The organism is Rathayibacter sp. Leaf296 (assembly GCF_001423045.1).
GTDB classification, from domain to species: Bacteria; Actinomycetota; Actinomycetes; order Actinomycetales; family Microbacteriaceae; genus Rathayibacter; species Rathayibacter caricis.
Map to the genome: position 1 here is coordinate 1,073,408 of NZ_LMNR01000001.1, position 12,013 is coordinate 1,085,420.

Below are 12,013 nucleotides of genomic sequence, written 5' to 3' on the forward strand. Positions count from 1 at the left end.
CCTCAGCCGCGGGTGCGGCGCCGCACGAGCAGTGCGGTGGCCGCGCCCGCGATGCCGAGCAGCAGCAGCGTTGCGCCCGCGATCGCGACGGCCGTCGTCGACCAGTCCGGCAGGACCTCGATCACCGTGCCGTCGAGCAGCGTCCACTCGCACGAGGTGCCGAGCGGCCACCAGGACCACGCGCCGCGCAGCAGTCCGCCCTCCTCCGCGGGCACCCGCCCGACGCTCGCCCGGCACGCGGAGTCGAAGCCCGCGCGCGCGAGCGTCGCGTACTGCAGGGGCACGAGCGCCACGAGCGCGAGTCCCACGAGCCCGACGACCCCCGCCGCGAGGGCCGCGAGGCGTCGCGGAGTGAGACGGCGACGGGTGCTCGGGCGGTCTCGGGGCTCGCTCATCCTCCGATCGTGCCACGCACCGGCTGAGGAACCGGTGGCCCCCACCGCTCGGGCACGTACCCTCTCAGCATGGGGTTTCTCTTCTCGCTTCTGACCGTCGTGCTGATGGTCCTGGCGCTCGTGGACGTCGTGCGCCAGCCGGACAACGTGGTCCGCAACCTGCCCAAGATCGTCTGGATCCTGCTGATCGTGTTCATCCCGCTGATCGGCGTCACGATCTGGTTCCTCCTCGGTCACGAGTGGAAGCGCCCGGAGGGCGGCTCGTTCCTCCCCGGCGGCCGCGCCCCCCGGCAGCGCCGTCGGCCCGCCGCCCCGCAGACGATCGTCGTGCGCCCCCCGCAGAAGTCGACGGAGGAGCAGCTCGCGGATCTCGAGCGCGAGGAGGCGCACTACGCGCGGCTCGCCGAGGAGCAGCGGCGCCGGCTCGAGGGCGAGCGCCCCCAGGACGGCTGAGCGGGAGCGCTCAGCCCGAGGTCGCGAAGCTCGACGCGTTCCACTGGATCGAGGCGATCTTCGCCTGGCCGGCCACGCTGGGGTGGAAGTAGTCGACCTTCCCGATCAGCGAGCTGGTGACGGGCGTGGCGGTCAGCGCGCCTCCGTCGTAGTCGCAGAGCGGACCGGCGGTGGCGCACGCGTTCTTGAGCGCCGTGTTGTACTGCGCCGTGCGAGTCTTCGCGGCGGCGGCCGAGGCCGCGGCGGCGGTCGTGCTCAAGCGCGCCCCCGTCGAGCTCACCCCGCGGGTGGTGCGGCAGAGCTTGGCCGAGGACCACACGACCGCGCCGACGCCGCTGCGGACGACCGACCACTCCGAGGCCACGTTCGGCATCGACGACAGCACGATCTTCGCGGTCGGCCACGTGGTGCGGATCGTCGAGATCGCAGTGGTCGCCGACGCGCTGAAGGTCGAGGCGGGGGTCATCGTGTACCCGTCGGCCGCGACCCTGTTGTCGGGGGAGCAGAGGTCGTTGCCGCCGATGAGCAGGGTGACGACGTCGGGCTTCACTCCCGCGGCCGAGGCCGCGGCGATGCGCGCGGGCACCTGGGCGATGACGTCGCCGGTCTTCGCGAAGTTGGCCGAGGTCACGGTGGTGCCGGGCTTCGCCGCACGCAGCCGCGCGGTGAAGGAGTTGACCGAGGAGGAGGTGCCGGTGGACCAGTTGTTGCTCGGGCAGTCGCCGAGCGATCCGCAGGTGCCGTACGCGCGCGTGATCGAGTCGCCGAGGGCGAGGACCTTGAGCGTGGGAGTGGCGGCGGTCGCGGCGCTCGCCGGCACGAGGGCGGCGGTCAGGGCGAGGACGGCACCGGCGGCCAGGGCGGCGAGGCGGCTCCGGCGGGCGGATCGGGGCGGACGGGGGAGGAAGTGGCGCGGCATGGGGGATCGCTCTCGGTCGGAGGCGACGGGGGCCGCCGAGGTCGACGCTAGATCCCGGGGCGTCGGTGGCGTCCTGCGCCGGTGACCCCAGAACGGCCGGAATGGGCTTTCCTCAGCGCACCGCGGGCATCCGGAGCAGCTGCACCCGGCTGATCGCCCAGGCCAGCGCCCCCGCGAGCACGAACGCGACCGCGATCGCCGCCACGTACGCGGCCACCGAGCCGTAGCCGTTCGCCGGGTCCAAGAAGGGGTACGGGACCCAGCCGTCGGTCGCTCCGCGCACCAGCACGACGACCAGCCAGACGATCGGATACACGACCACGACCCAGAGGCGGCGCCAGGGCAGCGGCGGCCGGTCGCCGACCAGGAGCCAGTCGAGCACGCCGTAGAGCGGGAACAGCACGTGCATCACGGTGTTCGCCCACGGGAGCGTGACGCCGCCCGCGAGGCCCGCGAGCAGCAGGTTGTAGACGACTCCGACGATCGCGATGTAGCCGGTGGCCGCCCCGCGGGCGAGGACCAGGCCCGATCCCTGCGGCCGTCGCGCCAGCGAGAGCCCGGCAGTGATCAGCAGGATCACCGCGAGGAGGATGTTGCCCTGGATGGTGAAGAAGCCGAAGAAGTTGAGCGGGTTCAGCGGGGTGCGCGACGCGGTGTCGGCAGCGGTCGCGGCCACGGCGGTCAGCACCGTGAGAGCGACGAGGATCCGGACGACGGCGACGGCGGGTCTCATGGCGCTCCTTCGGGGGCGACGCGGCGCCGCTGGGTCGAGGGTAGCCGTCCGGGGCCGGGTCCCGGTGAGCACGCGGGACCGTGGTCACCAGGCCCTAGCCTCGGGAGGTGCTCACGATCGGTGTCGACCTCGCGGCGGAGCCCGGCCGCACCGCCCGGGCCGCTGTGGAGTGGGCGGAGGGGCGCGCCGTCGTCCGCACCGTGGCGCTCGACTCCTCCGACGCCGACATCGTCGCTCTCTCGCGCGGAGCCCGTGCGGTCGGCATCGACTGCGCGTTCGGCTGGCCGCTCGAGTTCGCCGCGTTCGTGCAGGCGCACACCCGGCGCGAGGTCGCTCCGCGGACCCTCGCCGGCCGCGACTGGCGCCGTCGGCTCGCCTACCGCGAGACCGACCGCGCCGCGCGGGACGCGACCGGCCGCTGGCCGCTGAGCGTCTCGACCGACCGACTGGGCATGACGGCGATGCGCTGCGCCGAGCTGCTCGAGGCCTTCGAGGCCGACGGCGAGGTCGTCGACCGCTCGGGAGGCGGACGCCTCGTCGAGGTCTACCCGGCGGCGGCTCTGCGCCACTGGCGGATCGACACCACCGGCTACAAGACCCGCCCCGAGGCCGTGCCGGCGGCCGTCGCCGCCCTCCGCCGCGCGGCTCCGTGGCTCGAGGGGTCGGCGGACGCGTTCGCGCTGATGGAGCGCTCGAACGACGCGCTCGACGCCGTCGTCGCGGCGCTGAACGCGCGGGCCCACGCGCTCGGCGCGACCCTGCCGATTCCTCCGGAGCACCGCGAGGCGGCCCGGGCGGAGGGCTGGATCGCACTGCCGACCGGCGCCCTCGAGGACCTCGTCTAGACGCCGAGCCGGTCCAGGGCCGCGGCCAGCAGGGCCCGGTGCCCCGGCGAGCGGTACGACTCGGCCGTGTGACCGAGGGCGTCGTAGACGGTGCGTCCGCCGCTCGGGCGCTCGAGGGCCCAGACGAGCGGATGCTCCACTCCGTCGTGCTCGTGCACGGCGAGCACCTCGGCGCCGTCCGCGACCTCGAGCCAGGAGTAGCGCTCGTCCTGCACCTCGAAGTCGGGCACGTCCTGCATCCCCGGCCGATCGCGGCGCACGCGGATCCGAGCGGGCCCGAAGACGGGGTGCATCGTGACGTCCGGAACCCAGCGGCCGCCGAGCAGCTCGGGCCACTCGGGCGCGTCGGCGAAGCTCGTCGACGACACGTGGAGGGCCAGCACGGGGATCGTCGAGTCGCGGAGCCGGGCGAGACCGTCGCGCGCCGCTCGCGAGGCGGGCGAGGCGCGCCCGTCGCGGGGGAGGCCGACGTTCACGACCACGAGCCCCCGGGCCTCCTCCGCGAGGGCCTCCTCGACGTCTCCTCGCACCTCGACCCGGTGCCCGCGGGACGTCAGCAGGTCCGCGACGGCGGCGCTGGTCTCGCCGAACGGGTGCCAGGGGTCGCTGTAGCGGCCCTCTCCGCTCAGGAGCAGTGCGCGCACGTCGGAGTCAGGCCGGGATCTTCCGGCCGAGAGCGGAGGCCGCGATCTCGGCGGCGCGCTCGGCCTCCTCGACCGAGGCGAAGGGGCCGGTGGCGACGAAGGGGCCGGTGATGAGGCGGCGGTCGATCTCGAGCCGGAACCGGGGCAGCTCCGCCCCGGGGACGACGACGATCCGGACTCCGTTCCGGCTCCATCGCGCGGGTTGGATGATGGGTGTCTGTGTCATGGTGCTCTCCGCTTTCGCGTGTCGTAGCGCGTCCGGCTCTCGCCTCACCGCGCATGCCTCACGCTACGTCGGACGGCTGCGAGCTCCCACGGGCTTGACCTCGCGGGGTGCCCGGAGTAGCGGTTCACTCCAGGCGGTCGAGCGTCTCGCTGATTGTGCGCAGGCACTGGATGAGGACGGCCATCTGCCTCGCGTCGAGGTCAGCGAGCACCTCGCCCTCGGCGTGCACCAGGTGCCGCATGGCCTCGTCGACGCGCTTCGTGCCGCGCGGCGTGAGCGAGACGATCTTGCTCCGCGAGTCGGCGGCGTTCTGCTCGCGGACGAGGAGGCCGCGGGCCGCGAGGCGGTCGAGCCGGTTCGCCAGGTTGCCGCTCGAGATGCCCAGGCGGGCCGCGAGCGCCGAGGGGGTGAGACCGGACGCGCCGTTCTGACGGAGCATCGAGAGCAGCTCGAACTCCCACGGAGCGAGGTCGCTGACCGCGAAGGCCTGGCGCCGGAACTCCTGCACCCGCGGGCTGAGGCGTCGGAGCCGGGAGACGACGTCGAGGGGCGCGAAGTCGAGGTCGGGCAGGGCCTCGGCCCAGGCGTCGATCACCAGGTCGACATCGTCGTCTTCACGCATCGCAGACGATTATCCTCGGCTCTGAGCGACAGGGCGACCCGGCGCTGCCGTCCCGCCCGATCCCGGTGATCCTCGCGTCGCCGTCCGAGCCAGGGTGCTCCCGCCTTCGAGGGAGGTCAGCGCGCCGGCGACGGACGTCCCGACCGCGGTGGGGCCGGTGCGCGACGCCTCCCGCGATACTGGGCGGGTGCCGGTCGTGATCCGCCCCTACCGCTCCTCCGACGCCTCGGCGACGCTGCAGGTGTTCCTCGACGCGGTCACCCGGACGGCCTCCGCCGACTACTCGCCCGAGCAGATCGAGGCTTGGGCGCGCCGTGAGGATCGCGATCCCGGCGACTGGGATCGCGCGCGCAGCGCGCGGGCGACCGTGGTCGCGGTCGTCGGCGGGGAAGTGGCCGGGTTCTCGGACGTCGACGCCGAGGGCTGGATCGACATGCTGTTCGTGTCACCGGAGCACGGTCGCCGCGGAGTCGCGGCAGCGCTGCTCGCCCACGTCGAGTCGCTCGCCCGCGAGGAGCGGGCGGTCGCGCTCGGCACCGACGCGAGCCTCACCGCGCAGCCCTTCTTCGAGCGGCACGGGTTCGTGGTCGTCGAGCGGCGTCATCCGGTGCGCCGGGGCGTGGTGCTCGTGAACCACCGGATGCGGAAGCCGCTGGGCTGAGGCGTCGCTCGGAGCTCCCGTCGGATCCCGATCGCGTGGCCGCTGCGGTCGACGACGTCGTCACCACCCCGTCGTCAGCACCTCGTCGAGTTGGTCGGCGAAGAAGTCGGCGCTCTCGCGGGTGAAGCACAGCGGCGGCTTGATCTTCAGCACGCACTGGCGGTCGGAGGTGGGCTGCACGATCACGCCGCGCTCGCGCAGGCGCTCGCAGATCGCGCGGGTCTCCTCCGTCGCCGGCTCGAGCGTCTCGCGATCGCGGACGAGCTCGAGCCCCAGGTAGAGGCCGTGCCCGTGCACCGCGCCGATCAGCGGATGCCGGTCGGCGAGCTCCTCGAGCCGGCCGCGGAGGTGCGCGCCGACCGCGCGGGCGTTCTGCTGCAGTCCCTCGCCCTCGAGCACGTCGAGGACGGTCGTCCCGACGACCGAGCTGACGGGACTGCCTCCCGCGGAGGAGAAGAAGTAGCCCTGCGAGCGGTAGCGCTCGGCGATCGCGCGCGTCGTGATCACGGCGCCGAGCGGATGCCCGTTGCCCATCGCCTTCGCGACGGCCACCACGTCGGGCACCACTCCCTGCTGCTCGAAGCCCCAGAACCACTCGCCGAGCCTGCCGTAGCCGACCTGCACCTCGTCGTCGATGCAGAGCCCGCCGTGCTCGCGGACGGCCGCGTAGACGGCGGCGAGGTAGCCGTCGGGCAGCGGGATGCCGCCCGCGTTGCCGTAGTAGGACTCGGCGATGACGGCGCCGGGGGCCGCTCCCTCGGCGGCGAGGGCGTGGATCCGCTCGACGGCCTCCTCGGCGTAGCGGAACGCGTCGGCGCCGCGATGGATCCCGCGGTAGCTGTTCGGCGCATCCAGGGTGTGCACCCACGACGGCCGGGTCTCGAGGGCGTCCGGGTTGTCGGCGACGGAGGTGGAGACCGCGTCCGAGAGCGCGGTCCAGCCGTGGTACGCCTCGCGCACCGCGAGCACGTCGTCGCGGCCCGACCACGCGCGGCCCAGGCGCAGCGCGAGGTCGGCCGCCTCCGATCCGCTGTTCACGAGCAGGACGGTGTCGAGCCTTTCCGGGAGGAGCGCCGCCAGGCGCTCGGCGAAGACGCCGACCGAGGGGTAGGAGAAGCGCGAGTTGGTGTTCAGGAGGCGCCACTGCCGCTCGACGCGCTCGGCCAGCAGGGGGTGCCCGTGCCCGATCGAGGTCACGTTGTTGAGCACGTCGAGGTGCACGCGCGCGGAGTCGTCGACGAGGTGCTCGCGCCAGCCGCGGAGCATCGTCGGCGGTTCCTCGAAGTAGTGCTCCTGCACGTCGGCGAGGTGCGTGAGCCGGCGGGGGAGGACCTCGGGGTCCGGCTCCGGCGCGGGGAGGGAGTGCCCCAGGAGCAGGGGCGTCGCGTCGAGCAGCACGTCGAGCCAGGCGCCGGCCCAGGCGGGGCGGGCGAAGAGCGGAGGCTCGACCCCGTCGAGCGCACGCGGCAGCGCCTGCGCCCGCACGGCCGAGGGGATCCGGCCGACCGGATCGCCGGCCGCGACGAGGGTCCCGGGCGGAGGGGCGTCCTCGACGCCCTCGAGCACCAGCCGCACGTCGGCGCCCCGCAGCACGAGGACGCCCGGAGCACCCGACACGACCTCCGCGTCGAACGGAGCGACCGGGACGGCCGGCTCGGCGAGGTGCACCGCCACGTGCAGGGCGACCGTCTCGGGCTCGTGCGCCGAGTGGGGCCGGGCCCGGGTCAGGCGGCGCTCGCCGTGCCGGAGGACCGCGGCCGGGGCACTCTGCAGTGCTTCGGCGATCAGCGCCTCCTCGACATCCGGCTCGAGCCACCGCCCGGCGTCGAGCAGCGGGCTCTCGGGCGAGAGGTCGAGGACCGCGGCGTCGATCGGCAGTGCCGGCGTGCTCGCCGGAGCCTGCCCGGCCGGTCCGCCGCGCCCGAGCGAGCGCCGCACCAGCGCCTGCAGAACGGGCAGGGGCGCGGCGAGCGCCCGCTCGAGGATCAGCTGCTCGTGCTCGAGGTTCTCGGCGGCGTAGGAGTTGCCCGGGTCGCCCGCGAGCACCTCGTGAGCGCTGACGACGAGCACGGCCGCCCGCAGCACGACGAGCGGCCAGAGCACCTCGACCTCGGCGTCGGACAGGGGTCGGAGGGCGTCGTAGGAGGCCGCGGCCCGCAGCACCGTCGTCGCGTCGGCGTCGGCGTGGTGCAGGAGCGAGGAGAGCGTGATCGCCAGCTCGCCCACCGCCCATCCGGCGCCCAGATCGCCGAAGTCGATCACGCCGTCGGGCGTCCCGCCGTCGCCCGCCACGGTGTTGTCGTCGGTGAGGTCGCCGTGCACCAGCTGCACCGGCAGCTCCGCGGCGAGAGGCTCGACGACGGCGAGCGCCTGCTCGACCGCGGCGCGGATCACCCGGGCGGCGCGCCGGGGCACCCGCGCGATCAGGGCCTCGACCACCGCGCCGGCCCGCCGGAGGTCCCACTGCCCCGGGTCCTCCAGGCCCTCGAGCGGATGCTCCGTCAGCGCGACGTCGACGCGCGCCGCGAGCGCGCCCATCGCCCGCACCACGGCGGGGGAGAGGTACCCGGATCCCGACAGGGTCCGACCGGGGACGAACTCGAGCACCCGCGCGCTGCAGACCGCTTCGCCGAGCCGCAGCTCCTGCAACGTCAGACCGTCGCGGTCGGGCACCGCACGGGGCAGGCGCAGATCGGGCAGCTCCTCGACGAGCCGGGCGACCGCCTCCGTCTGCGCCGCGACCGTCGCGCGCGGGGTCGCAGGATTCGCGACCTTGAGGAGCAGCCGGCGCCCGTCGCTCTCGACGAGCACGTTGCGGTCCTGGTTGCTCCCCAGATCACGGAGCGACCCCTCGACGCCGTACCGCTCGCGCAGCAGCTCGCGGGCGCGGCCGTGATCGAGCGCGGGAGGAGGCGGCGGTGCGACGGAGGAGGGGTGATCGACCGGCATGGCGGGGTCCTGTCGTGCGGAGGGATCGGGTGCGTCCATGATCCTCCCTCCGCCGCGGCACCCGCCGCATCGACCCCGCGTCCCCCTCCGCGCGCGGTCCCGATCAGTCGTGTGGAGGAGGGGGTCCGCCCGCATCGCCGCCCGCGGTGATCGCCACAGCCCACGCGAGCGTCCGACTCCGGACGTCCTGCAGCGCCCTCGCAGTCGTGCCGTACTCGGCGAACCGCTCGTCCCGGATGCGGGCGACGAGTCCGAGCTGCTGGGCGAAGATCCGTCGGTCGAATCCGTCGTCGCGCTCCGCAGCCCAGCGGAGGAGGGTCTCGTCTTCGACGCGCCGCGACTGCCGGATGGCGTCCAGATCGAGGAAGTCGCGCGCCTCGGTCCGGGTGTAGATCGCTCCGACCTTGCTCGCGACGGCGTCCTCGAGTGCCAGCACGGGCCCGACCTCGAGAACGACGGGATTCGAGGATCGCCAGTCGACGGCGAGATCGACGTCGACCACGTCGCCCCCGGGTGTCGTGACGCTGAACTGAGCGAACGTCTCGGAGCGGCGCACCTGCTCGAGGACGAACCCCTTCTCGGCGAGGGTCTCGCTCAGAACGACGAGCGCGGAGCTGAACGTCGTCTGATCATCGCTGAAGAGATCGACGTCGCGGGAAGGCCGTTCGATGAAGCCGTGCTCGCGGATCGCGCCGGATCCCGCGAGGGCGAAGTGGAGCCCTTCGAGCGCCTGCAGCGCGGCGCGCGCGACGAACCGCTGCATCCCGGTGAGATCCTCGATCACCGCGACAGCTCGGGGAAGCGTGATTCCCACTGCTCCCGTGCCCGGCGCGGGAGCAGCAGGTCCGGCCAGACCTCGCGGAGGCGGAGCGGGTGGAGGATCGCGACGATGTCGTGCACCCGCCCTTCCTGGATCACGCACTGATAGGCCTTCTCGATGCCGCCGGCCGTTCCGAGGTCGACGGTCGAGTCCGGGCCCCAGTACACGGTCACGGGGAGTTCGAGCACTCCGGACTCGGGTCCGCGCAGATCGTCCAGGCGCTCGGGGAGTTCGTACGGCTTCGACTCGCTGTAGAGCACGCGCTGCGGATCCATCGGGGCACCTCCTCGTTCAGGGTAGGCGTCCCTGCGCGGTCGCGACAGATCGTGCGCCGCGAGCGGCAACCGCGAACAGTCGGGCTCTCCAGCGCGAGCACTCTCAGCCCGCGTACGCCGCCGGGTCGAAGCGGCCGAGCTCCTCGCGGAACGCGAACGCGAAGTCCGGCCAGAGCAGCGTCAGCCGTCGCGACTCGGCGTCCACGTACCAGCTCTCGCAGCCACCGTTCGTCCACACCGTGTCGGCGCTGAGCTCGTCGATCCGCGCGACGGAGGCGGCCTCCGCCTCCGCGCGGACCTCCAGCAGCGCTCCACCGGTGCGGTCGCGATGCTCCAAGGCGGCGAGCACGTAGGCGATCTGCGACTCGATCATGTGCACGGCCGAGTTGTGGCCCAGGCTCGCGTTGGGGCCGTTGACGACGAACAGGTTCGGGAACCCGTGCACGGCCGTCGAGTCGTAGGCCCGCATCCCGTCGGCCCAGTGCTCGGCCAGCAGACGTCCGCCGCGGCCGCGGATCCGCCGCGCGAACGGGGGCCGCGTCGAGTGGAAGCCCGTGGCGAAGACGAGCACGTCGACGTCGTGCGCCCGGCCGTCGTCGCCGATCGCCGCGGAGCCGTCCAGCCGGCGCAGCGGACTCGGCACGACGCGCACGTGGTCCTGCGCGAGCGCGGGGTAGTAGTCGTCCGAGAGCAGCACGCGCTTGCATCCGATCTCGTAGTCGGGGGTGAGCACCGCGCGCAGGGCGGGATCCGCGACCTGCGCCGCGAGGTGGTCGAGCGCGTCGGCGCGCAGGCGGTCGATCGCCGCCGGCACGCCCACGCGGCCGGCGAAGCCGAGCTCGGCCCTCCAGAACAGCTCCTCCCGCAGCCGTTGCACGGCGCCGGGCACGCGCGCCAGCGCCCGCCTCTCGGCGAGCGGGTACTCGCGGTTCCGCCGCGGCACGACGTACGGAGCCGAGCGCTGGAACAGCACCACGTCGGAGGCGCGCTCCGCGAGGTGCGGCAGGATCTGCACCGCGGAGGCGCCCGACCCGACGAGTCCGACCCGCGCGCCGTCGAGCTCGACGTCGTCGCGCCAGCGGGCGGAGTGGAACGCCGTGCCGGGGAACGCGTCCAGCCCCGAGATCGCGGGCAGGCGCGGCTCCGACAGCCTGCCCGCGCAGACCACGAGCACGGCCGCCGACCAGTCGCCGCGCGACGTGCGGACCCGCCAGCGCTCCGACTCCTCGTCGAAGTCCATCGCGAGCACGTCCGTGCCGAGCCGCAGGTGCGCCTCGAGGCGCTCGCGCGCCACCACCGCCTCGAGGTACGCCTGTATCTCGGCACCGGGCGCGTACAGGGCCGACCAGTCCGGTTCCGGGGCGAACGAGTAGGAGTAGAGGTGCGAGGGGATGTCGCACGACACGTTCGGGTAGTGGTTGTCGCGCCAGGTGCCGCCGACCCGATCGGCGCGCTCGAGGACCGCGAACGACGTGCCGCCGCGGCGGGCGAGCAGTGCCGCGGCTCCGATGCCGGCGAAGCCCGCCCCGACGACGAGGACGTCGACCTCCTCGGCCATCACACGCTCCTCCGGGGCAGGACCGAACCGGGGGCGTCGCGCGAGGGATCGGCGAGGAAGTGCTCGAGCAGGGCGAGCAGCTCGGCCGGGCGCTCGGCGAGCACCGCGTGCCCCGAGTCGATCTCGGCGAAGCGGGCGTCGTCGATCGTGCCGAGCAGGGCGTGCGCCCCCTCGATCCCGACGACGGAGTCGGCCGTGCAGCCGACGACGAGCACCGGCACCCGGAGGCGCGCGGCGGCGTCGGAGACGTCGGCGCCGACGGCGGCGGCGAGCAGGACGTCCGCCTCCGGCCCGAACGGCGGCGTCCGCTCCGGGCCCAGCTCCGCGAGCGAGCGCACGGCGAGCACGCGCGAGAGGTCGGCGCGCGCCGCCGCGTCGACGGACGCCCAGAGGCGCGCGCTGGTGATCAGCCGCTCGGTCGGAGCGGCCCACCCGGCGACCAGGGCCAGCGCCCGGATCCGCGGATCGGACACCGCTGCCCTCACGGCGACCGCCGCCCCCAGCGAATGGCCGACGACGACCGCCTCCTCGACCTGCAGAAGGTCGAGGACGGCCGCGACCGCCGCGGGTCCGTCCTCCCACGGATCGGCGAGATCCGCGAGCTCCAGAGCGGCGACGCGGCGCCGGCGCGCCAGCATCGGCAGCAGCAGCGCCGCATCCACCCGTGCTCCCCGCCCCGGACCGGTCAGCAGCAGCACGGCGGGCCCGCTCCCGGCCGTCCACACCCGCACCGCGCGCCCGCCGACGAGCACCGACGACTCCGCCACGAGCGACGCCTGCCGCTCGAGGAACGCCTCGCGACGGCTCATGAGGCCCGGCACGTCATGAGGCGCGTCGCGCCTCGCGCAGCGGGAGCCGCACCCGCGCCGGTGCGTCGGTCGCCGGGGCGTCGAGGCGCACCGCGCGCGCAGGG

The 12,013-nt window shown here is 74.2% G+C and carries 14 protein-coding genes; 3 read left to right on the forward strand and 11 right to left on the reverse strand.

Translation table 11 applies throughout. From position 1 onward, the window contains the following. Window positions 1-2 precede the first annotated feature (2 nt). Window positions 3-395 carry a hypothetical protein gene (locus tag ASF46_RS04955; protein ID WP_056866624.1) on the reverse strand — a complete coding sequence of 131 codons (393 nt, stop codon included), beginning with the start codon at window positions 393-395 and terminating at the stop codon, window positions 3-5. Between the two features lie 69 nt (window positions 396-464). Here ASF46_RS04955 and ASF46_RS04960 point away from each other — a divergent pair, with 69 nt between their 5' ends. Next, a complete protein-coding gene (locus ASF46_RS04960) occupies window positions 465-848 on the forward strand; it encodes a PLD nuclease N-terminal domain-containing protein (protein ID WP_056866625.1) in 384 nt (127 codons plus the stop codon). A 10-nt stretch (window positions 849-858) separates the two neighbouring features. Here ASF46_RS04960 and ASF46_RS04965 read toward each other — a convergent pair whose 3' ends face one another. Together ASF46_RS04965 and ASF46_RS04970 are read right to left on the reverse strand one after the other, a co-directional pair. Then, window positions 859-1,767 (reverse strand): SGNH/GDSL hydrolase family protein, encoded by a 909-nt coding sequence (locus ASF46_RS04965; RefSeq protein WP_056866626.1) that lies wholly within the window; start codon window positions 1,765-1,767, stop codon window positions 859-861. A 112-nt stretch (window positions 1,768-1,879) separates the two neighbouring features. Then, window positions 1,880-2,500: a Pr6Pr family membrane protein gene (locus ASF46_RS04970; RefSeq protein WP_157602214.1), complete on the reverse strand. Its 621-nt coding sequence runs from the start codon at window positions 2,498-2,500 to the stop codon at window positions 1,880-1,882. Between the two features lie 107 nt (window positions 2,501-2,607). On the opposite strand from ASF46_RS04970, the gene ASF46_RS04975 reads away from it, so the two are divergent. Then, a complete protein-coding gene (locus ASF46_RS04975) occupies window positions 2,608-3,345 on the forward strand; it encodes a DUF429 domain-containing protein (RefSeq protein WP_056866627.1) in 738 nt (245 codons plus the stop codon). Here ASF46_RS04975 and ASF46_RS04980 read toward each other — a convergent pair. The 3 genes from ASF46_RS04980 to ASF46_RS04990 form a co-directional block, all read right to left on the reverse strand. Further along, window positions 3,342-3,989: a ThuA domain-containing protein gene (locus ASF46_RS04980; protein WP_056866628.1), complete on the reverse strand. Its 648-nt coding sequence runs from the start codon at window positions 3,987-3,989 to the stop codon at window positions 3,342-3,344. The genes ASF46_RS04975 and ASF46_RS04980 overlap by 4 nt on opposite strands. A 7-nt stretch (window positions 3,990-3,996) precedes the next feature. Next, the gene (locus ASF46_RS04985) at window positions 3,997-4,215 is read right to left on the reverse strand and encodes a hypothetical protein (RefSeq protein ID WP_056866629.1); all 219 of its coding nucleotides are present in this window, start codon (window positions 4,213-4,215) and stop codon (window positions 3,997-3,999) included. A 124-nt stretch (window positions 4,216-4,339) separates the two neighbouring features. Beyond that, the gene (locus ASF46_RS04990) at window positions 4,340-4,837 is read right to left on the reverse strand and encodes a MarR family winged helix-turn-helix transcriptional regulator (RefSeq protein WP_056866630.1); all 498 of its coding nucleotides are present in this window, start codon (window positions 4,835-4,837) and stop codon (window positions 4,340-4,342) included. 187 nt (window positions 4,838-5,024) lie between these two features. On the opposite strand from ASF46_RS04990, the gene ASF46_RS04995 reads away from it, so the two are divergent. After that, the gene (locus ASF46_RS04995; RefSeq protein WP_056866631.1) at window positions 5,025-5,498 is read left to right on the forward strand and encodes a GNAT family N-acetyltransferase; all 474 of its coding nucleotides are present in this window, start codon (window positions 5,025-5,027) and stop codon (window positions 5,496-5,498) included. Between the two features lie 60 nt (window positions 5,499-5,558). On the opposite strand, the gene ASF46_RS05000 is transcribed toward ASF46_RS04995, so the two are convergent. The 5 genes from ASF46_RS05000 to ASF46_RS19385 form a co-directional block, all read right to left on the reverse strand. Beyond that, window positions 5,559-8,486 carry an aminotransferase gene (locus ASF46_RS05000; RefSeq protein WP_200919662.1) on the reverse strand — a complete coding sequence of 976 codons (2,928 nt, stop codon included), beginning with the start codon at window positions 8,484-8,486 and terminating at the stop codon, window positions 5,559-5,561. A 64-nt stretch (window positions 8,487-8,550) separates the two neighbouring features. Next, window positions 8,551-9,210, reverse strand: a complete 660-nt coding sequence (locus ASF46_RS05005) for a nucleotidyl transferase AbiEii/AbiGii toxin family protein (RefSeq protein ID WP_157602216.1) — start codon at window positions 9,208-9,210, stop codon at window positions 8,551-8,553. Between the two features lie 17 nt (window positions 9,211-9,227). Then, window positions 9,228-9,542 (reverse strand): hypothetical protein, encoded by a 315-nt coding sequence (locus tag ASF46_RS05010; RefSeq protein WP_056866634.1) that lies wholly within the window; start codon window positions 9,540-9,542, stop codon window positions 9,228-9,230. A gap of 103 nt (window positions 9,543-9,645) precedes the next feature. Next, window positions 9,646-11,100 (reverse strand): flavin-containing monooxygenase, encoded by a 1,455-nt coding sequence (locus ASF46_RS05015; RefSeq protein ID WP_056866635.1) that lies wholly within the window; start codon window positions 11,098-11,100, stop codon window positions 9,646-9,648. Beyond that, window positions 11,100-11,909, reverse strand: coding sequence for an alpha/beta fold hydrolase (locus ASF46_RS19385; protein WP_056866636.1), 810 nt, complete (start codon window positions 11,907-11,909; stop codon window positions 11,100-11,102). The genes ASF46_RS05015 and ASF46_RS19385 overlap by 1 nt, the downstream gene beginning before the upstream one ends. Window positions 11,910-12,013 lie beyond the last annotated feature (104 nt).

What these genes read in the sequence shown, in the direction of transcription:
- ASF46_RS04955 (WP_056866624.1), bottom strand. Translation starts at nt 395, where the DNA reads ATGAGCGAGCCCCGAGACCGCCCGAGCACCCGTCGCCGTCTCACTCCG.
- ASF46_RS04960 (WP_056866625.1), top strand. Translation starts at nt 465, where the DNA reads ATGGGGTTTCTCTTCTCGCTTCTGACCGTCGTGCTGATGGTCCTGGCG.
- ASF46_RS04965 (WP_056866626.1), bottom strand. Translation starts at nt 1,767, where the DNA reads ATGCCGCGCCACTTCCTCCCCCGTCCGCCCCGATCCGCCCGCCGGAGC.
- ASF46_RS04970 (WP_157602214.1), bottom strand. Translation starts at nt 2,500, where the DNA reads ATGAGACCCGCCGTCGCCGTCGTCCGGATCCTCGTCGCTCTCACGGTG.
- ASF46_RS04985 (WP_056866629.1), bottom strand. Translation starts at nt 4,215, where the DNA reads ATGACACAGACACCCATCATCCAACCCGCGCGATGGAGCCGGAACGGA.
- ASF46_RS04990 (WP_056866630.1), bottom strand. Translation starts at nt 4,837, where the DNA reads ATGCGTGAAGACGACGATGTCGACCTGGTGATCGACGCCTGGGCCGAG.
- ASF46_RS05000 (WP_200919662.1), bottom strand. Translation starts at nt 8,486, where the DNA reads ATGGACGCACCCGATCCCTCCGCACGACAGGACCCCGCCATGCCGGTC.
- ASF46_RS05005 (WP_157602216.1), bottom strand. Translation starts at nt 9,210, where the DNA reads ATGCAGCGGTTCGTCGCGCGCGCCGCGCTGCAGGCGCTCGAAGGGCTC.
- ASF46_RS05010 (WP_056866634.1), bottom strand. Translation starts at nt 9,542, where the DNA reads ATGGATCCGCAGCGCGTGCTCTACAGCGAGTCGAAGCCGTACGAACTC.
- ASF46_RS05015 (WP_056866635.1), bottom strand. Translation starts at nt 11,100, where the DNA reads ATGGCCGAGGAGGTCGACGTCCTCGTCGTCGGGGCGGGCTTCGCCGGC.
- ASF46_RS19385 (WP_056866636.1), bottom strand. Translation starts at nt 11,909, where the DNA reads ATGAGCCGTCGCGAGGCGTTCCTCGAGCGGCAGGCGTCGCTCGTGGCG.